This is a genomic window from Micromonospora sp. NPDC047620 (assembly GCF_043205005.1).
In the GTDB taxonomy this organism is placed as follows: Bacteria; Actinomycetota; Actinomycetes; order Mycobacteriales; family Micromonosporaceae; genus Micromonospora.
Window position 1 is genome coordinate 259,631 of the sequence record NZ_JBIDDG010000009.1, and the last position, 19,595, is coordinate 279,225.

Sequence of the window (19,595 nt, forward strand, 5' to 3'; positions counted from 1 at the left end):
TGCCGGGCGGCGTCGGCGGGGGCGCGGGGGCTCAGCGCAGGGTGAGCTGGCGGCCGAGCAGGCCGTGCCGGGCGCGCCGCCCAGCGGCGTCCAGCGGGGCGGGGTCGGCGAGCGCCTCGGCGTACCGCTTGGCGAACTCGGCGACCGGCTGCTCCCAGTCGGCAGCCGGGACGTCCTCGGGCAGGTCCCAGACCGGCACCAGCCGACCGTGCGCCCGGAACATGCCGGCGAACCGGGTGTTCTCGCCGAGCGTCAGCGTGCCGGCCACGCTCAGCCGGGCCAGCGCGTCCAGCGCGGCGTCCTCGTCGTCGGGCAGCACCCAGCGCACGTGCGCCTTCTCCGGCACCTGGCACCAGTACGCGGCCCGGGCGGCGGCGAGCCGCACGGTCGGGTAGATCGCGGCGTTCGCGCGTTCCAGGGACGCCTGCACGTTCGGGTCGTCGCCGGCCCCCGGGTCGAGCCAGAACTCGAACCCGTCGTGCATCGTGATCTCCAGCGGACCGTCGACCAGGACGTCCTGTAGGCGGGGGCCCTGCCCGGGCAGCGGCGGCACGGCCACCGGGCTGCCCGGCTCGGCCCGCAGCGCGCAGAGCAGCGCCTCGGCCAGGTCCCGGGAGACGTCGCCGGACTGCTGGTGGCGCTGGAGCCCGACGAGGACCCGGCCGTCCGGTTTCGTCACGGCCGGGGCGGCCATCGGCAGCACGGTGGCGAGGACGACCTCGCGGTCACCGAACTCCTCGACCAGGGCGGGGGCGAGCCGTAGCGGCGCGGAGGCGGCCGGCACCAGCTCGCGCAGGGCGATCCACTCCGGCTCGTCGGTCAGCCCCTCGAACGGTCGGGGCACGAAGATGTCGCGCACCTTCTCCCGCTTGGGGGTGGCTTCGGCGGCCCGCTGGCTCTTTCGACGCTTGCTCACGGCGACACAGCCTAGAGGCCGCAGCCGGCCGGGGTGGGCAGGACCCGCCTGTCGGGGACGGTCAGCCGGCCACGGCCAGGTCCGACCGGGTGACCTCGGCCGGGTCGAACTCGGCCCACACGCTCTGGCCCAAGCCGTCACGCTCGACGCCCCAGCGGTCGGCCAGCCCCGCGACGATGTGCAGGCCGCGGCCGTCGACGGCGTCCGTGTCGGCCACCCGCATCCGCGGGCCCGCGGCGGCGCCGCCGTCGGTGACCCGGAGCTGCACCTGCTGGCCGGCGGCGGAGCTGCGCAGTCGCCAGGCCACCCGGACCACCCCGCCCGGCAGCGGGTCGGCGTGCCGGACCGCGTTGCCGACCAGCTCGGCCAGGACCGCGACCAGGTCGGCCAGGAGCGGCGGGGGTACGACGCCGGTCAGCTCGTCGGCGAGCCGGTGCCGCGCCAGCCGCGCTCCTGTGGCGTGGTGGGGCACCACCACGCACCATGCCCGTTCGGCAGCTCCCGTCGACACCTTCGCCCCTTTACGCCCCGCCGCCCGTCGCCGGTCCCCCGCGCGGCAGCCGCACCTCTGCGACCGTACCGCCACCGGCCCTCGGCCGGAGGAATACCCATCCATTCTGCTGTTCAACGATCCGGCGGACGAGATAGAGACCGAGACCGGCCCCGGGATAGCGGCGGCGGTCGCCCGACTCCCCCTGCCAGAACCGGTCGAACGCGCGCTCCACGTGCTCCGGCCGGATGCCGATGCCGCGGTCGCTGACCCGGAAGGAGACGGTCGCCCCGTCCGCGTCCGCGCTGATCTCGACGGGGGAGCCGGGCGGGGAGTACTTGCCGGCGTTCGTGCACAGCTCCGTCAGCACGGTGGCCAGGCTGGGCCGGTGGCCGAGCGCCCTGGGCAGGTTGGCCGGGAGGCGGAGGACGAGCCGGTGCCGCAGCTCCGCCGGCAGGTCGGTCACCGTCGCGCGCAGCGCGTCGCCGAGGTCGTACGGGGCGGGCGGCTCGTCGCCCGGGCCCGGCTCGGCGGCGGCGGAGAGCAGCCGGTCGACCAGCCGGGCCAGCTCGTTGGCGCGCTGCCCGATGACCCGGGCGGCCTGCCGCCGGTCGGTCTCGGTCAGCGACTCCCAGTGGTCGGTGAGCGTGTCGGCGTAGCCCTTGATCACGGTCACCGGCGTACGCAGCTCGTGGCTGGTCACGGCGACGAAGAGGTCCCGGTCGTGGTCGCGCCGCTGCTGGTCGGTGATGTCGCGGAAGGTCACCACGTGCAGGGTGCCGGGGCCGGGCAGTTCCCCGGAGGTGATCTTGATCCAGCGGCCGTCCGGCAGCCGGTGGTCGAGCACCTGCCCGGACGGCGGCAGCGGGAAGGGCAGCGGCCGGTTGAGCGCCTCGGCCGCGGAACGGCCGGTGACCTGGGCGGCGGCCGGGTTCCAGAGCCGCACGTGCCCGTCCCGGTCGACCACGGCCAGCCCGTCCGCCAGCGCCGCCACCACCGGGCCGTCGCCGTGCACCGGCAGCCCGGTCTGGTCGCCGTACATGTGGGCGATGCAGGAGGCGATGTAGCCCATCGCGTCGTGCCGGCCGGCGTCCCGCGTCCCGTCCTCGCCCGGGTAGAGCGCGTGCAGGCTGCCGACGGTCAGCCCGCCGATCTCCGCGCGGGCGACCACCATCCGGAGCAGGCCGCGTGCGGCCAGCTCGCCGGCGAGCCTGCCGGTGAGCCGGTCCGTCCGGACCTGGCGTATCCGGGTGCCGGAGAGCAGGCAGGCGACGGCCGGGTCGTCGGGCGGGACGGGGCGGCCGATGATCCACTCGACGGCGCCGGCGGCGGCGATCACCCGGCCACCGGTCGGCGCGAACTCGACGAAGGCCATGCCCGCCGCGTCGAGCGCGGGCCGGACCACCCGGAGCAGTTGGGTGAGGACGGGGACGCCGGCGCCGCCGGAGTTGATCGAGTCGATCACCGCGGTGTGGCCGGCGAGGAGAGCGGAGAGGTCGGTGCGCTCCGGCATGCCCCGAGTGTGCCCCGGCGGTCGGTTTCCGGACACCCCTGCCCGACCGGATCCCGCCCATCGGTCCGGGCCGCCCGCGTCCGGCCGGGGACGCGGTCCGGGCGCGCGGTCAGCGGCCCAGGTGGGCCAGCGCGCGCGCCGGCCGGTCGGTGATGATGCCGTCCACCCCGGCGGACAGGACGAGGTCCAGGTCGGCCGGCTCGTTGACGGTCCACACGTAGACCTGGTTGCCCGCCGCCCGCAACGCGGGCACGAGCTGCGGGCGGGCCCGCACCAGCGCCACGCCGGGCCCGGCGATCCGGGCGCCGAAGGGCAGCCGCCCCGCCCGCAGCCAGGGCGGCAGCACCTCCAGCAGCAGCACCGTGGGCAGCGCGGGGGCCAGCTCCCGCGTCCGGCGTACGGCCAGCGCGGAGAACGACATGACGGTGACGCGTACCGGATCGTCCGGTTTCGGCTCGGCCAGGCCGTGCCGGCGCAGCAGCGCGACGAGCCGGCGCTCGACGTCGCCGCCGTAGCGGGAGGGGTGCTTGGTCTCCACGAGCAGCCGGACCGGCCGCCCGGCGGCGAGCACCGCGTCCAGCAGCCGCTCCAGGGTGAGCAGCCGGGTGTGCGACTCGTCCAGCACCTCGTCCCCGTCGGCGGGCACGCAGCGGGGGTGCCAGGAGCCGAAGTCCAGCGCCTCCAGCTCGGCGAGGGTCCGCGTGCTCACCAGGCCCTGGCCGTTGCTGGTGCGGTCGAGCCGGCGGTCGTGCACGCAGACCAGGTGCCCGTCCCGGGTCAGCCGGACGTCGCACTCCAGCCCGTCCGCACCCTCGTCGAGGGCGCGCAGGTAGGCGGCGAGAGTGTGCTCGGGCAGGTCGTACGAGGAGCCGCGGTGCGCGAAGACCAGGGGTGCGCCCATCCCGTCCGCCTAGAGGACGTGGCCCGGCTGCCCGTTCCCGCCGACGACGGGTCTTCCGGCGGCGGCCCACTCGTCCATCCCGCCCGCGACGTTGCGCACCTGGTCCCAGCCGTTGCGCATCAGGTACGCGACGACCTGGGCGGAGCGCCCGCCGGAGCGGCAGATGACGGCGACGTCGCGGTCGGCGGGCACCTCCGCGATCCGGGCCGGCAGTTCCATCATCGGCAGGTGGTGCGCGCCGGGAGCGTGGCCGGCGGCCCACTCGTCGTCCTCCCGGACGTCGAGCAGGTAGGCGTCGTCGGCGATCTCGGGCACGGTCACGGTGGGAACCTGGGGTCCGAACACGCGCCAAGCCTAGAACCTCGCCCGGCCGACCGTCGGTGGGCGGTCGGTGCGGCCGGGTGCGGCGTCCCGCACGTCACAGTCGGGTGACCCACCGGGGGTTGGCCCCGGCCCACTCCGGCACCCGGGTGCCGCGGACCGCCTCGAACAGCTCGTCCCCGCCGTTGTCGAGAACCACGTACGACACCTGGTCGATGGTCTGCGGGTGGGAGGGGACCTGCACGCCGCGCAGCGCGTCGGCCGGCAGGTCGCGCAGCGCGAGGACCAGGTCCTCCAGCGGTACGCCGTTGGTGTCCACGGTCAGCGAGCTGCCCACCGCCCGGATCACCTGGTCGAGCTTGACGGGATTGGTCCGCAGCGAAGTCTCGCTCGTGCGCTCCAGCAGGGCCCGGAGCAGTTGCTGCTGGTGCGTCTGTCGGTCGTAGTCACCGCCGGGCAGGTCGTAGCGTTGGCGGACGTAGTCCAGCGCCTCGCCGCCGTCCATCTGCTGGCAGCCGGGGTGGAAGACCCGGTCGGTGTGGATCGAGCGGACCTCGGTGTCCACGCACATGCGTACCCCGCCGAGCAGGTCGATGACCTTGCGGAAGCCGGAGAAGTCGATCAGGGCCGCGCCGTCGAAGCGGATCCCGGTCAGCCGGACCAGGGTGGCCGAGAGCAGCCGGGTGCCCGGCTCGCCGCCCCCGCCGTGCTCGTACGCCGCGTTGATCTTGTCCTGCCCGCCGTCGAAGCCGTTGCCGGGCGGGATGGCGACCAGCAGGTCCCGGGGGACGGAGACGAGGTACGCCTCGCGCCCGCCGGCCGGCACGTGCACGATGAGGATGCTGTCCGACCGGCGGTCCGCCGCGCTGCCACTCTGCCACCGGTCGGTCCCCACGAGCAGGTAGTTCAGCGGCCCGTCGGGGTCGGTCCGCTCCCGCCGGGCGGTGGGGTCGAGCAACTGCTCCCGCACCACGGTGCGCTCGTACCGGTCGCCGAGCACCCGGAGGCCGACCACGGCGAGCCCGGCCAGCAGCACCACGGCCAGGCCGAGGCCGAGCATCACGCGGGGCCAGCGGGCGCGGCGCGGCCGGGCGGCCCGGGCGTCGGCCCTGGTCCGTGCCCGACCGTCGCGCGCCGATCTGGACGTGACTCCTCCCCGCGGCCGTACGTGAATCTCTCTCACGTCAGGCTACGGGCGGCTCCGTGGTCCCGGGCCGTTTCACCCGACTTTGCCCAGCCGCCGCGCTCGGGCGGGCCGGGCAGAGCCGGCGCTATGTGCGGCTGGATATCACCTGAGGGTTGGCGAACACGAACTCGGCCAGTTTGTCCTGCTTGATCGCCTGGAACATGTCCAGCGTCTCCTGGCTCAGCGTCTCCCGGCTGCCGTCGCCGTGGAAGGTGCCGCCGTTGGTCTTCAGCATGACCAGGTCGTTGCCGGTGACGCCGCGCATCGTGAAGACGAAGTCGGCGACAGGTACCCCGCCGGCGTCGAGGATGAACGCCTTGCCGGCCGCCTTGATCAGCTCGTTGAGCTTGAGCGGGTTGGTCAGCGTGCCGTTCTCCGTGGCCTTCTTCGCCATCGCCTTGATCAGCTGCTGCTGGTTCTGCTGGCGGTCGTAGTCGCCGTTCTTCAGGGACTTGCGCTGGCGGGAGTAGTCCAGCGCCGCCCAGCCCTCCATCTCCCGGCAGCCCTTCTTGTGCACCACCGGGGTCATCCGCTTGCCGGTCTTCTTGGCGTCCGCGTTCCACATCGGCTTGCCGTCGACGTACGACATGTGGATCGACTGGACCTCCTGGCTGACGCAGATGCGCACCGTGCCGAGGGTTTCGATGATGTTCTTGAAGCCGCCGAAGTTGATGATCGCCGCGCCGTCGAAGCTGATCCCGGTCATCTTCTTGATCGTCTGCGCCATCAACTGCGCGCCGCCCTCCCAGCCGCCGCCGTTGCGGGCGCCGGCCTGGAACGCGGCGTTGATCTTGTCCACCCCGCCCGCGTAGCCGCTCTTCTTGAAGGCCGGGATCTGGGCCTCCGTGTCGCGCGGGATCGAGATCAGGTACGCCTGGTCGTGCGTCGCCGGGATGTGCAGCACGATGATGCTGTCCGCCCGGACGTCGTCGGCGGCCCACCGCTCCCGGGCGTCCACGCCGAGGAGCAGCATGTCGATCGGGCCGTCCAGGTTGCCGCCACCCTCGGCGTCCGACTTGCCCGCGTCGCCGATCAGGTTGCGCTGGGCGATGTTGCCGGTGGCCTTGCTGATCAGGGCCTTGCTGCCGACGATCGCGACGCCGCTGGTCATCATCAGCACGGCGCCGAGGATCAGGGTGAGTCGGGCCCAGAGCGGGTCCTTGCGGCGCGACCGCTTCTTCGCGGGCCCGCCGCCTGTCTTTCCGCCCTTCCCGGGCTGGGTGGGGGTGGTCGTGGCGGCCCGCGCCGGGCCGCCGGGGGACTCCAGCGCCGGAGGGCGACGGCTGGTCTGAACCGGCATGCGTGCTCCAGCTCGCGTGATCAGGGGGCGGGATCACTGTACGGACGCTTTCCCGTCCTGGGTAGTTCGTCGGGACGTCAATTGGCGTTGTCCCCGCCGTCATTCGGGAAAACTGTCCAAACGTCCAGATCGATACGACCGGTCGGCCGTTGGCTCACAGGAAACGCGAAGCCGGCCCCCGACCCGCGACGACGTCCGTCGATCACGGTGGGGGCCGGCGTCGATGCGGAGCCGGTCAATTCCCGGTGCCGTCGGCCTTCTGGTTGGCCTTCACCCACGCGGTCATGGTGTCGGCGGACATCGCCTTGTACATGGCCAGCGCCTTCTCCTTGTCCGAGACCACCACGGATTCCCCGTTGATGGTCTGGCTGCCGACGTGCGGGCTGGTCACGAAGGTGAGGTTCTCGCCCCGCAGATTGCGGAACTGCACCGCCATGTCGACAAGCGAGAAGCCCTCGTCGACGGTGACCGCGGCGGTCACCGACTTGAGGAAGTCGTTCAGCTGCTTCGGATTGGTCAGCGTGCCCGTGCTCGCCGCCTTGTCCATCAGCGCGCGGAGGAACTCCTGCTGGTGGCGCATCCGGGCGAAGTCGCCGTCCGGGAACTGCTTGCGCTGCCGGATCCAGTCCAGCGCCTCGGCGCCGTCCATGTGGTTGGTGCCCTTGGTGAAGGTCCGGTACGGCTTGTGGATCGAGGTGATGGTCCGTTCGACCTTCAGGTCGACGCCGCCCAGGGCGTCGGTGACCTGCTTGAAGCCGGCGAAGTCGATCGCCATCACGTGGTCGAGCCGCACGTCGGTGAAGCACTCCACCGTCCGGACGGCCAGCGGCAGCCCGCCGAACGCGAACGCCGCGTTGATCTTCCCGCGCTGGCCGGAGCCGCACTCCGCGTTGGCGCCCTCGGGGATCGGCACGTAGAGGTCGCGGGGGATGGAGACCAGATAGGCCTGCTGGTGGTCGGACGGGATGTGCATCACGATGATCGTGTCGGCCCGCCACTTGCTGGACTGGTCCACCGGGGCGTCCGGGTCCCGCGAGTCACTGCCGACCAGCAGGATGTTCAGCGCGCCGTCCACCGCCTTGGCCGGCCGGCCGCCGGTGATCTCGGAGAACGGGTCGGTGCGGGCCAGGTCGTCGTTCAGGCTCCGGGCGTAGAACCAGGCGCCGGCCCCGCCCAGGAGCGCGAGCACCAGCACGGCCACGCCGGCCACCAGGCCGATCCGGCCCCACCGGGGCCGCGCGCCGCGCCGCCCCGGGAGGCCGGGGCCGCCGGGACCGCCCGGTCCGCCGGGGCCACCCGGACCCGACGGGCCACCCGGGCCGCCGGCCCGCGCCTCGTCCGGCGACGGGTACCAGCGGGCCTCGGCCGGCCGGGCGCGGCCGGCGGCGTCCCGGCCGGAGCCGGGCACCGACGCGCGCCCGGCGCTGCGGTGCAGGTACGGGAGCGGGACACCGGCGGGCGTGGTCGCTGACATGTAACTCAGGGTACGTACGTCCGGCCACTGTCGCCTCCAGGCGAAGCCGGCGTTTGCCGGCGTCGCCCCGGCGGCCGATTACCCTAGCCGCTCGCGGAAGTACTCGATCGTGCGCCGGAGGCCGTCTTCGGGCGCCACGGTCGGCTCGTAGCCGAGCAGTTCACGGGCGAGCGTCAGGTCGGGGCGGCGCATCTCCGGGTCGTCGGCGCTGCGGGTGATGTAGGTCACCTCGGAGCTGCTGCCGCAGAGTGACACGATCGTCTCGGCGAGTTGCCGCATGCTCATCTCGTGCTCGGTGCCGCAGTTGATCGGCCCCGTCTCGCGGGAGTCGAGCAGCAGCAGGATCCCGCGGACCAGGTCCGCCACGTAGCAGATCGAGCGGGTCTGGTTGCCGGTCCCGTGCACGGTGATCGGCTCCCCGCGCAGCGCCTGGGAGACGAACGTCGGGATGGCGCGGCCGTCGTCCGGCCGCATCCGGGGGCCGTACGTGTTGAAGATCCGGACGATCGCGGCGTCCAGCCCACGGCTGCGGTGGTAGGCCATGGTGGCCGCCTCGGAGAATCGCTTCGCCTCGTCGTAGACGCTGCGGATGCCGATCGGGTTGACGTTGCCCCAGTACGTCTCGCGCTGCGGGTGCTCCTTCGGATCCCCGTACGCCTCGGAGGTGGAGGCCATCAGGAACCGGGCGCCGTCGGCGACCGCGCGGTCCAGCAGGTGCAGGGTGCCCACCGAGCCGACCCGGAGGATCTCCACCGGCAGCTTCTCGAAGTCCGTCGGGCTCGCCGGGGAGGCCATGTGCAGGATGGCGTCGAACCGCTCGGCCATGGCCGGGTGGTGGGTCGGCAGCCCGTCGGAGATGTCGGCCTCGACCAGCGTGAACCTCGGCTCGTCCGCCAGGTGGGCGACGTTCTCCTTGGACCCGGTGACGAAGTTGTCCAGGGCGACCACCGTGCAGCCGCGGGCGATCAGCGCGTCGACCAGGTGTGACGGTACGAAACCGGCACCGCCGGTGACGAGGACGCGGTGGCCGGTTCCGAAGCGTGCGGCAACGTTCATGCCGGTCAGCCTACCCATCGCCCCGATCCCGCACCGGGCGTGGCGGGAGGGGCCCCCGGCGCCGGGGGCCCCTCCGTCGGGTGGGGTCAGTGGGCACCGGCGCCGGTGAGTGCGCGCACCTCCAGCTCGGCGTACTTCTCCTCGTCGTGCTCCTTCGAGATCACGGTCCCGATCCAGCCGCACAGGAAGCCGAACGGAATGGAGAGGATGCCCGGGTTGGACAGCGGGAACCACTGCCAGTCATGGTTCGGGAACATCGAGGTGGGCACCCCCGAGACCACCGGCGAGAAGAACACCAGCAGGACGGCGGAGAGCAGGCCGCCGTAGATGGCCCAGACCGCGCCCGAGGTGTTGAACCGCTTCCAGAACAGGCTGTAGAGGATCGCCGGCAGGTTGCCCGAGGCGGCCACCGCGAAGGCGAGCGCCACCAGGAAGGCCACGTTCAGGTTCTGCGCGTAGATCGACAGGACGATCGAGATCGCGCCGATCACCAGGGCGGAGACGCGGGCGACCCGCACCTCCTGCCGCTCCGACGCCGCCCCGTTCTTGATCACGTTGGCGTAGAAGTCGTGCGCCAGGCTCGACGAGGAGGCGAGGGTCAGGCCGGCCACCACGGCCAGGATGGTGGCGAAGGCGACCGCCGCGATGATCGCCAGGAGGGTCGCCCCGCCCAGGTCGCCGCCGAGGAAGTCGATGCCGAGCGCCTCGGCGAGCTGCGGCGCGGCCGTGTTGCCCGCCTTGTCCTGTGCCGTGATCGCCTCGCCGCCCACCAGCGCCGCGGCGCCGAAGCCGAGCGCCAGGGTCAGCAGGTAGAAGGTGCCGATGATGCCGATCGCCCAGAGCACGCTCTTGCGGGCCGCCTTGGCGGTCGGGACGGTGTAGAACCGGATCAGGATGTGCGGCAGGCCGGCCGTGCCGAGCACCAGCGCGATGCCGAGCGAGAGCAGGTCCATCTTGCTGTAGAAGGTCTTCAGCGCGTCGCCGGGCGTGTCGACGCCGTACCGCAGCCCGGGTTCCAGGAAGGCGCTCCCCTTGCCGGAGGCGGCGGCGGCGTCGCCGAGCAGCGACGACAGGTTGAACTTGTAGTGCGCCAGCACCAGCAGGGTCATCACCAGCGCGCCGCCCATGAGCAGGAACGCCTTGACGATCTGCACGTAGGTGGTGCCCTTCATGCCGCCCACCGTGACATAGATGATCATCAGGGCGCCGACCATGATGATGGTGGCGACCTTGGCGGTGTCCGCGTCCATGCCGAGGAAGGTGGTGCCCGGCTTGATGCCGAGCAGCAACGCGACCAGCGCGCCCGCGCCCACCATCTGGGCCAGCAGGTAGAAGATCGACACGGTGATGGTGGAGACCGCCGCGGCGGTACGCACCGGGCGCTGACGCATCCGGAAGGCCAGCACGTCGGCCATCGTGTAGCGGCCGGAGTTCCGCAGCAGCTCCGCGACCAGCAGCAGGGCCACCAGCCAGGCGACCAGGAAGCCGATCGAGTAGAGGAAGCCGTCGTAGCCGTAGAGGGCGATGATGCCGGCGATGCCGAGGAACGAGGCGGCCGACATGTAGTCGCCGCCGATCGCCATGCCGTTCTGGAAGCCGGAGAAGGACCGCCCGCCGGCGTAGAAGTCGGTGGCGGTCTTGGTCTGCCGGCTGGCCCAGATGGTGATGGCCAGGGTCACCGCCACGAAGACCAGGAACAGAGTGATGGTGAGGTTGCGGGCCGTGGTGCTGCCCGCCTCAGCCGCGAGGACCGTGTTCATGCGTCACCTCCCCGATCTCGGCGCGGATCCGGTCGGCGACCGGGTCGATCCTCCGGTCGGCGAACCGGGAGTAGAGCCAGGCGATCACGAAGGTGGAGACGAACTGGAGCAGGCCGAAGACGAGGGCGACGTTGATGTTGCTGCCGAACAGCTTCGTGCCCATGAAGTCCCGCGCGTACGCGGACAGGATCACGTAGAGCGCGTACCACAGGAAGAACGCGACGGTCATCGGGAAGACGAAGCCGCGCAGCGCGCGACGCAACCCGGCGAACTCGTCCGACCGTTGTACGGCGAGGTACCGGTCCGCCGCTGACGCGGAGGGCGCGGACGCGGGTGTGTCCGTGGACATTTGTGGATCACCACCTTCACAGGCGTCGGGGTTTTCGCGCACGGTAGAAAGCGCGCTCCCCGCCGGGGAAGGCTGAGATCGACGCCGGTCGGCGGCTGCGCCGAACGGCACGGTGGCTGCGCCGAGTGACGCAGCTCACTTCGCTGAACGGTCGTCGGGGTCGAGCCACCGGCCCGGCACGGTCCCGTCTCCGGACGGTGGTCGCCGGTCACGACGAGGCGCGAACCGGCGGCCCGGGCCGGGTGCTCCGCAGCCAGTCGTCCGGGGACGTGCCGGTCCTCGTCAGGTCAGCTCGCGGTACCGGCCCCGGTAGTGCAGCAGCGGATCCGTCTCCCCGGTCAGCTCGACGGCCTCGATGGTGGCCTCCACCAGCAGGCCCCAGCCGTACTCGCGGGCGGCGTCGAGCCGGCACCCCGCCCAGCCCCCGGCGTCGGTCGGCACCGGACCGTAGGGCGTGTCGGTCCACGCCTCGGTGGCGAAGAGACCGCCCGGCGACGGGAAGAGGCCGGCGAACCGGTCGGCGAGCTGCCGGTGCGACGGGTTCAGCGGAGCCACCGCGAAACGGCCGGCGGACTCGACCGCCGCCCACAGGTCCGACTCCGGGTCGACTAGGCCGAGCAGCCGGTCCGGCTCGCCCTCCGCCACCAGCGTCGACGACACCGTCAGGCCCGCCGGCCCCGGCGCCGTCCAGAGGGTCACCGGCGAGGCCAGCCGGCCCCGCAACCGGCGTACGGGGGAGCGCTGCCCGGCGGGCACGGCGAACGGGTCGGTGTGGTGGATCTCGGCGCCCGGCTCATGATTCACGTGAAACATTGTGCCGGGCCACCCCGATGATCAGTTGATGGATAGCCGGTGCCCAGCGCCGTCTGCGCCTGGTTTTCCATCAACTGATCATCGCCACTGTGGCTCGACCATGCTCGCGCTCAGTCGGTGAGGGCGCGGCGGGCGGCGGCCAGCACCTCGGGGTCGGTGCAGCCGACGGCGTAACCGGCGATCCGGCGGCGGATGTCCCGGCGGAGCAGCCAGACCCCGATCCGGTCGGCGACCGGACGTAGGAATGCCGGACGACAGCGGAAGCTGTACCGCCACGTGGCGACCGTCCACCCCGGCTCGGACGCGGGCGCGAAGCGCCAGCCGCCGGCGAACATCTCGAAGAACCACGGACCACTCACCATCTTCATGCCGACGTGGCTCGGTGGCGCCCAGGAGATGTACTCGCTGACCATGGTCAGCCCGTGTCGGGAGCGGGTGAAGGTGCGGACGCCCTTGCCGGGACGGGTCGCTCCGTCGGCGAAGTGCTGCTCTCGGACGAACGGGTCCCAGCGGTAGCGCACCGGCGCGGTGGTCTGCGAGACCGCGAAGGCCAACTCGGGTGGCACCGGCACGGTCGCCACCGCCTCGACGACGGGCATCCGGCCATTGTGCCGCCGCCCGGCAACCCCCGGCGCGGCGGCGCGGCTCTGCCCGGCACACCGTGGTGGGCGCGGTGCACGTGCAGCCGATCGAGGGTTGCCTTCGCGTCAGCGGCGGGGAGTGACCGTCGCGAGCAGTTCGGGCATGCGGCGGTCCAGCACGTCGCCGGCCAGGTACGCGCCGAGCAGCGCGGCGCCCAAGCCGTACGCCACGCCGAGCGGCAGGGCCAGCCAGAGCCAGACGTCGCCGAGCAGCCCGGCGGCCACCACCATCGGCACCGCGGCGACCGCCGAGGCGAGCATGGACAGCAGGGTGAGGAAGCTCTTCGCCACCCCGGCGCCGCTGTTCAGCGCGAACGGGTTGCTCGTCTCCGGCAGCGAGTACGCCCCGAGCACCGAGACGAAGGTGTTGACGGCGAGCCCCGCGCCGTAGGTGGCGATCAGGGTGCCCGCCATCAGCCCGATCCAGCCTGGCTCGCCGAGGACCACCGCCACGACCACGGAGATCACCGCCAGCATCGGCAGCAGGTAGATCGAGAACGCGGCCATCCGGGCGCGCAGCTCCACCTGCCCCGGCACGCCCGCCACCACGTTCGCGGCGTACGCGCTGCCGTCGAAGCCGAACTGGTTGGCCAGGGTGACCGCGGCGAGCAGGCCCACGAAGAGCATCGACAGGCTGACCAGCACCGGCGACGCCGTGTCGGGGACGTTGAACCCCTGCTCCGCCCCCACGCTGAAGCCCGAGCCGCCGAGGTTGACCATGACCGGCACGAAGAGGCCGACGACCGCGACGGTGATCAGGTTGGCCCGCCGCCGGGCGTCCCGCCACCAGTAGCGGGCCTCCCGGGCGACCAGCGCGCCGAACCGGTCCCGGCGGGCCCAGCCGACCGCGCGCGGGAAGAGCTGGGCGACCGCCCCGCCGGCCACGCCGCGTCGGTCCCGGGGCGGGCCGGCGCTGGCCGCGCCCACCATGGCCGACTCGAGCGAGCGGGACCACCAGGCCAGCAGCGCGACGATCGCCGCCGCCGTGATCAGCAGCTTCACCGGGGCGGCCCAGGCGCGGCCCTCGGCCACGTCGATGCCGGCCGTCCAGGGGGCGCCGAACGGCGTCCAGCCGATCACCTCGGCCACGCCGTCGAGCCGGTCCCAGTCCGCGTCCCCGAGGGCGGCGACGCCCGCGAGCTGCAACGGGCCGAGCAGCGCGGCGAGCACAGCGAGCAGCACGGCGGCCAGGTCACGGACCCGGCGGGACCGCAGCGCCGTGGCGAACGCGCTGGTGACCGCCCGGGCCCCCGCGACGCAGAGCAGCAGCCCGGCGACCACCCCGACCGACATCACCGCGGCGGCGGGCCAGCCGCCCAGCGCCCCGGCGGTGACCACCAGACCGGAGAGGGCCAGCAGCATCGCGACCGTGGGGACGCTGACGAAGGCGGCGGCGAACAGGCCGGTGACGAGCGTGCGGCGGGGCAGCGGCAGCAGCGCGAAGCGGGCCGGGTCCAGCGTCTCGTCCACCCCGAAGAAGACCAGCGGCAGCAGCAGCCAGCCGAGCACGACCAAGCCGCCGCCGAGGGAGGCGACCATCAGCGCGTAGCGGCCCCCGTCGGCCAGACCGGGCGCGGCGAAGAGGAAGAAGCCGGTGCCGCCGAGCCAGAGGCCGGCCAGCACGCCGGCCACGAAGAGGCCGACCCGCCAGCCCTGGCCCCGGAAGTTGTTGCCCATCACCCGCAGCTTGAGCCGGACGAAGTGCCGGGTGGAGACCCGTCGGACCGCCGTCGCCGGGCTGGTCGGGTGCGTCACCGCGACAGCCACGCCAGCTCCTCCCCGGTCGCCGTGCGGCCGCCGACCACCTCGACGAAGACCTGCTCCAGCGGCCGACCACCGCGTACCTCGTCGATGGCGCCGACCCGCTTGATGGTGCCCGCCGCCAGGATCGCCACGTGCGAGCAGAGCCGCTCGACGACCTCCATGACGTGGCTGGAGAAGACGACGGTCCCGCCCCCGGTCACGTACCGGTGCAGGATGTCCCGGATCAGCGCGGCAGACACCGGGTCGACCGCCTCGAAGGGCTCGTCCAGCACGAGCAGCCGGGGCCCGTGCAGCAGCGCGCAGGCCAGGCCGATCTTCTTCTTCATGCCGGCGGAGTAGTCGACCACCAGGGTCCGCCCGGCGTCGCCGAGCGCGAGCACGTCCAGCAGCTCCGCCGCCCGCTGGTCGACCACCGCCGGGTCCATGCCCCGCAGCAGGCCGTGGTACGCGAGCAGCTCCGCGCCGCTGAGCCGGTCGAAGAGGCGTACGCCGTCCGGCATCACGCCGAGCAGCTGCTTCGCGGCCACCGGGTCGGCCCAGACGTCGTGCCCCAGCACCCACGTCCCACCGGCGTCGGGCCGGAGCAGGCCGACCGCCATGGACAGGGTGGTCGTCTTGCCGGCGCCGTTCGGGCCGAGCAGGCCGTAGAAGGAGCCGGCCGGGACGTCCAGGTCGACACCGGCCACCGCGACCTTGCCGTCGAACTGTTTGGCCAGGCCACGGAGGGAGAGAGCCGGGTGCTCAGCAGTCATGTGTCCGACCGTATCCGGCGTCGGCCGGCCAACGGTCCGGCCGCAGGATGATCCCCCGTCATCCCCGAGGCGTACCCGGGGCGTGACGGCGGTCGCTCACAGCCGCAGCGCCTCCGGCGCGTGCAGCCGGAGCATGGTGGCCCCGACGTCGGCCGGAGCCCGGCGGCGGGTCGCCACGGACACCGCCACCATCACGGTGAAGGCCAGCGGCACCGTCCACGCGGCCGGCTGTGCGGTGAGCGTGGCCGGCCAGCCGGACAGCGGCGGGCCGAGCACGGTGACCAGCACCGCCCCGACAGCGGCCCCGCCGCCGACCAGGATCCCGGCGGCGGCGCCGAGGTCGGTCAGCCCGCGCCACCAGATGCCCAGCACCAGCAGCGGACAGAAGCTGGACGCGGCGACCGCGAACGCCAGCCCGACCACCTGGGACACGTCCAGTCCGGCGAGGTTGAGCGCGAGCACCGCCGGCACGCCGCCGGCGATCACCGTGGCCAGCCGGAACCCGCGGACCGAGCCCCGGCCGAGCACGTCGGTCGAGATCACCCCGGCGACGCTGGTGAGCAGCCCGGACGAGGTGGACAGGAAGGCCGCGAACGCGCCGGCCGCGACCAGCGCGGCGAGCAGCCGCCCGGTCGCCCCGTCGCCCAGCGCGGCGCCGGGCAGCAGCACCACCACCGCGTCCGTCTGGCCGGTGACGAGCAGTTGCGGGGTGTAGATCCGGCCGAGCACCCCGTAGATGGTGGGCAGCAGGTAGAACGCGCCGACCAGGGCCAGCACCACCAGCGTGGTGCGCCGGGCGGCCGCGCCGTCCGGGTTGGTGTAGAAACGCACCAGCACGTGCGGCAGCCCCATGGTGCCGAGGAAGGTGGCCAGGATCAGCGAGTAGGTCGCGAACAGGCCCCGGTCGTCGTCCCCGGCGGTGCTCGGCAGCAGCCAGTCGGCCGCGTCGATGGCCACCCCGGAGACCTCCGGCACCGGGTCACCGGCGGCGAACGACAGCTCGTCGCCGGGGCGTACCTCCCGGATCTGGCCGTCGGGAAGGGTGAGGGTCGCGCGGTGCTCGACCACGACGGTGGTCGCGGTCCGGAACGCCGGCCCGTCGGGCGGGGTCACCGCCGGCCGGGCGTCGGCCTGCCACTGCAACGCCAGGAAGATCGCCGGTACGGCGAGCGCGGTCAGCTTCAGCCAGTACTGGAAGGCCTGGACGAAGGTGATCGCGCGCATGCCGCCGAGCGCCACGTTCGCGGTGACCACCACGGCCACCAGCAGGGCCCCCAGGGGGTACGGCGAGCCGGTCACCGTGGCCAGCGTCAGCCCCGCCCCCTGGAGCTGCGGCACGAGGTAGAGCCAGCCGATGAAGATCACGAAGGCGGTGGCGAGGGTGCGTAGCCGGCGCGAGCCGAGCCGCAGCTCGCAGAAGTCCGGCAGGGTGAACGCGCCGGAGCGGCGCAGCGGCGCGGCCACGAAGAGCAGCAGCGCGAGGTAGCCGGCGGCGAAGCCCACCGGGTACCAGAGCACGTCGACGCCGTACTTGAGGATCAGCCCGGCGACGCCGAGGAAGCTCGCCGCCGAGAGGTACTCCCCGCCGATCGCCGCCGCGTTCCAGGTCGGGCTGATCGCCCGCGAGGCGACCAGGAAGTCGGAGGTGGTGCGCGCCAGCCGCAGCCCGTAGAAGCCGATGCCGACGGTGACCAGGGTGACCGCCACGATCGCCGGGACGACGAGATCGTTGCCCACGTCAGCGCTCCGGCCGCTGGACCAGGTCGGTGAAGTCCTGCTCGTTCCGCTCGGCGAGCCGCACGTACGCCCAGCCGACCGCGATCAGGAACGGGAACGAGACCACGCCGAGCAGCAGCCAGGGCAGGTTGACGCCGAGCACGGTGATCCGGCCGACGTCGGGCGCGATGGCGAACAGCCACGGCAACCCGCCGAGCCCGATCGCCACCACCAGGGAGAGCCGCAGGGCCAGCGCGAACTGGGCCCGGACCAGCCCCCGGACGAGCGCCTCGCCGACCCGGGTCTGCTGGGCCAGCTCGGCGCGGGTGCGCTCCGCCCGGTCCTCGCGGCGGGACACCTCGGCCAGCACGATCCGGGCCCGGGGCCGGGTGGCCGGAGCCTGTCCCGGTACGCCCGGCCGGGGCTGCCCGGGCACCTCCGGCCGTGGCTGTTCGGGCGGCCCGGGCCGGCCTGCGGTCCGGGCCGCCCGGGCGCGATCGTCGGCGGCGGCCACCCCGGCAGTCTCGCCTGATCAGCGCGATTGTCAAGGGGGCGGGTCGGCGTCGCGTCGGTGCACGGCCGGTCGGTGGGGCCGTCCGCGCCGGGTTGTGCATAACCTGTGGAGAACGCGTCACCCCTGTGGATAACTCCGTGGAAACCGCTGTCACCGGAACCTTCTGCCCCGCCGGCGAGTGGGAGAGATGAAGAAGGGAGGTGACGGTGTCCGACGGTGATCTGATCTCGGAGGTCTACGCCGGCTGTTTCCGCCGGCTCGTGGTCCAGCTGTACGCGGTGACCGGCGACCTGAGCGAGGCGCAGGAGGCGGTCCAAGAGGCGTTCACCCGGGCGCTCGCCGCGCCCCGGCGCTTCGCCGGGCTGGAGAACCCGGAGTCGTGGCTGCGGCGGGTCGCGGTGAACGTGGCCCGCAGCCGGTACCGGCGACGGCGGGTGCTCGACGGGCTGCTGCGCCGGATCGGCCCGCCGCCCGCCGTCGCCGACCGCGCGCCGGAGCACCTCGCGTTGCTGGCCGCGCTGCGCGGGCTGCCCGACGGGCAGCGGCACGCGCTCGCCCTGCACTACCTGGTCGACCTGCCGGTGGACGAGGTGGCGGCGACGCTCGGCGTCTCCGCCGGGACGGTCAAGTCGCGCCTGTCCCGCGGCCGGCAGGCGCTGGCGGCGCTGCTCACCGACGACCGCGACCACGAGGTTCGGCGCGACCGCGACCAGGAGCGCGCCGACACCGCCGAGACCATGCAGACCGGGAGGGCCGATGTCCGATCGTGAGTTCACCGGGTTCGACGTCGAGACCGTCGCCGAGGCCGTCCGGCAGCCGCCGTTGGGCCACCTCCGGCGCGCGGCGCGGCTGCGTCGTCGCCGCCGGGCGGCCGGGGCCGGGCTGGCCGTGGTGGTCGCGCTGGCCGGGTCGTTCCTCGTCCCGTCCGCCGGGGATTCGGGCGGGGTGAACTGGGCGGGCACGGACCCGGCCGACCCGCCGACCGAGCGGGGGGTCAGCGAACTGTTCCTGCTCACCGAGCGGATCGCGGTCGGCGTCGAGGTACGGGACCCCTGCCAGGTCAGCTTCACGGCCACCGAGGACGCCGGCCGGGTTTGGTCGGAATGGCGGACGGCCGAGTACGACGGTGCCTGCGGCACCACCCCCGACGCGGAGGGTCTCGGCGTGTCCGACGTCCGCTACACGGTGCTGGACGAGCGGACCTACCTGGTCAGCGTCGACGGCCAGGCGATCCTCTCGACGGACGGCGGCCGAACCTGGCGGGACGCCGAATCCGCGGTGACCGACGTGCAGGCGTTCCCGGCGCGGGCGCGCCCGGTGACCTGCCAGAACGGATGCGGGGCGATGACGCGCCCGCTCGCGGTCGACCCCGGCACGGACACCGTCTACCGGCTCGCGGACCTACCCGCGACCCACGCGCGGCGCAGCGTGGACCGGAGCGACGACGGCGCGCTCTGGTTCGTGGAGGCGTCTCCCGAGTTCGGGGGCGCAGCCACCGTCGCGAGCACCGTCGACCGGGGTGCGACCTGGCGGACGTCGCAGGTGCCGGAGGGCGTGACGCCGATCGCGCTCGGGGCGGTCAGCGGTCGCGAGGCGTACCTGCTCACCGAGCCCCGCGCGACGGGCACGAACGGTCCGCCGACCGGCTCGTCGCGGCTGCTGCACACGACGGACGCCGGCCGAACCTGGGCCGACGTCGGCACCGATCTTCCCACCAGTTCCATGCTGAGGCCGTTCACGGTCGGACGGGATGGCGTCCTCCTCGTCGGTGAACAGTTCGCGGGTGGTGCCACCGCGTACGTCTGGGTCAGCCGGGACGGCGGGCGGCACTTCGTCCGGGGTGAGCGGGTCGGCACCGAGGGGACGGCCGGGGTGGCGCCGGGTCTGGTCTGGCTCGGCGGGCGCGACGACCCGAGCCAGCCCGCGACGGCTCACGTCCAGGTGAGCGCCGACGGCGAGACGTGGAGCCGGTTGCCGCTGCCCCAGTGAACGACCGGCGACGGGGCGTCGGGGGGGGGGGGGGGGCCCCCCCCCCCCCCCCCCCCCCCCCCCCACCCCCCCCCCCCCCCCCCCCCCGGGGGGGGGGGGGGGGCCCCCCCCCCGGGGGGGGGGGGGGGACAACACCCCCC

Annotated in this window: 18 protein-coding genes and 1 pseudogene; 2 read left to right on the forward strand and 17 right to left on the reverse strand. The window is 73.5% G+C overall.

Annotated elements, in window-relative coordinates:
* Positions 1-31: 31 nt before the first annotated feature.
* The 17 genes and pseudogenes from ACGF5C_RS13840 to ACGF5C_RS13920 all read right to left on the reverse strand — a co-directional run bounded on the left by ACGF5C_RS13840 (position 32) and on the right by ACGF5C_RS13920 (position 17,388).
* Positions 32-916: a DUF5926 family protein gene (locus tag ACGF5C_RS13840; protein WP_393301031.1), complete on the reverse strand. Its 885-nt coding sequence runs from the start codon at positions 914-916 to the stop codon at positions 32-34.
* Positions 917-977: 61 nt separating this feature from the next.
* Positions 978-1,394: an ATP-binding protein gene (locus ACGF5C_RS13845; RefSeq protein ID WP_393301093.1), complete on the reverse strand. Its 417-nt coding sequence runs from the start codon at positions 1,392-1,394 to the stop codon at positions 978-980.
* Positions 1,395-1,437: 43 nt separating this feature from the next.
* Positions 1,438-2,919, reverse strand: a complete 1,482-nt coding sequence (locus ACGF5C_RS13850; protein ID WP_393301034.1) for an ATP-binding protein — start codon at positions 2,917-2,919, stop codon at positions 1,438-1,440.
* 109 nt (positions 2,920-3,028) lie between these two features.
* Positions 3,029-3,820: a glycerophosphodiester phosphodiesterase gene (locus ACGF5C_RS13855; RefSeq protein WP_393301037.1), complete on the reverse strand. Its 792-nt coding sequence runs from the start codon at positions 3,818-3,820 to the stop codon at positions 3,029-3,031.
* Positions 3,821-3,829: 9 nt separating this feature from the next.
* A complete protein-coding gene (locus ACGF5C_RS13860) occupies positions 3,830-4,165 on the reverse strand; it encodes a rhodanese-like domain-containing protein (RefSeq protein WP_357698375.1) in 336 nt (111 codons plus the stop codon).
* A 73-nt stretch (positions 4,166-4,238) separates the two neighbouring features.
* Positions 4,239-5,177, reverse strand: coding sequence for an LCP family protein (locus ACGF5C_RS13865; protein WP_393301096.1), 939 nt, complete (start codon positions 5,175-5,177; stop codon positions 4,239-4,241).
* 235 nt (positions 5,178-5,412) lie between these two features.
* On the reverse strand, positions 5,413-6,627 hold the full coding sequence (locus tag ACGF5C_RS13870) for an LCP family protein (RefSeq protein WP_393301039.1): 1,215 nt from the start codon (positions 6,625-6,627) through the stop codon (positions 5,413-5,415).
* Between the two features lie 235 nt (positions 6,628-6,862).
* Positions 6,863-8,101 carry an LCP family protein gene (locus tag ACGF5C_RS13875; protein ID WP_393301042.1) on the reverse strand — a complete coding sequence of 413 codons (1,239 nt, stop codon included), beginning with the start codon at positions 8,099-8,101 and terminating at the stop codon, positions 6,863-6,865.
* A gap of 78 nt (positions 8,102-8,179) precedes the next feature.
* A complete protein-coding gene (locus tag ACGF5C_RS13880) occupies positions 8,180-9,157 on the reverse strand; it encodes an NAD-dependent epimerase/dehydratase family protein (protein ID WP_393301045.1) in 978 nt (325 codons plus the stop codon).
* An 86-nt stretch (positions 9,158-9,243) separates the two neighbouring features.
* The gene (locus ACGF5C_RS13885; protein WP_393301048.1) at positions 9,244-10,917 is read right to left on the reverse strand and encodes a cation acetate symporter; all 1,674 of its coding nucleotides are present in this window, start codon (positions 10,915-10,917) and stop codon (positions 9,244-9,246) included.
* A complete protein-coding gene (locus ACGF5C_RS13890) occupies positions 10,895-11,266 on the reverse strand; it encodes a DUF485 domain-containing protein (protein WP_350702596.1) in 372 nt (123 codons plus the stop codon). Before ACGF5C_RS13890 ends, ACGF5C_RS13885 begins: the two co-directional genes overlap by 23 nt.
* 282 nt (positions 11,267-11,548) lie before the next feature.
* Positions 11,549-12,085 (reverse strand): annotated as a pseudogene (locus ACGF5C_RS13895) (flavin reductase family protein); the annotation flags it as partial.
* A gap of 104 nt (positions 12,086-12,189) precedes the next feature.
* The gene (locus ACGF5C_RS13900; RefSeq protein ID WP_393301050.1) at positions 12,190-12,678 is read right to left on the reverse strand and encodes an SRPBCC family protein; all 489 of its coding nucleotides are present in this window, start codon (positions 12,676-12,678) and stop codon (positions 12,190-12,192) included.
* 108 nt (positions 12,679-12,786) lie between these two features.
* Entirely contained in the window at positions 12,787-14,487 is a 1,701-nt protein-coding gene (locus ACGF5C_RS13905; RefSeq protein ID WP_393301053.1) for an ABC transporter permease, read from the reverse strand.
* Entirely contained in the window at positions 14,472-15,236 is a 765-nt protein-coding gene (locus ACGF5C_RS13910; RefSeq protein WP_393301056.1) for an ABC transporter ATP-binding protein, read from the reverse strand. Before ACGF5C_RS13910 ends, ACGF5C_RS13905 begins: the two co-directional genes overlap by 16 nt.
* Before the next feature lie 96 nt (positions 15,237-15,332).
* Positions 15,333-16,973: a cation acetate symporter gene (locus ACGF5C_RS13915; protein ID WP_393301059.1), complete on the reverse strand. Its 1,641-nt coding sequence runs from the start codon at positions 16,971-16,973 to the stop codon at positions 15,333-15,335.
* Between the two features lies 1 nt (position 16,974).
* A complete protein-coding gene (locus tag ACGF5C_RS13920; protein ID WP_393301099.1) occupies positions 16,975-17,388 on the reverse strand; it encodes a hypothetical protein in 414 nt (137 codons plus the stop codon).
* Between the two features lie 284 nt (positions 17,389-17,672).
* Here ACGF5C_RS13920 and ACGF5C_RS13925 point away from each other — a divergent pair, with 284 nt between their 5' ends.
* On the forward strand, positions 17,673-18,236 hold the full coding sequence (locus ACGF5C_RS13925) for an RNA polymerase sigma factor (RefSeq protein ID WP_393301062.1): 564 nt from the start codon (positions 17,673-17,675) through the stop codon (positions 18,234-18,236).
* Positions 18,223-19,455 carry a WD40/YVTN/BNR-like repeat-containing protein gene (locus tag ACGF5C_RS13930; RefSeq protein ID WP_393301065.1) on the forward strand — a complete coding sequence of 411 codons (1,233 nt, stop codon included), beginning with the start codon at positions 18,223-18,225 and terminating at the stop codon, positions 19,453-19,455. The genes ACGF5C_RS13925 and ACGF5C_RS13930 overlap by 14 nt, the downstream gene beginning before the upstream one ends.
* Positions 19,456-19,595 lie beyond the last annotated feature (140 nt).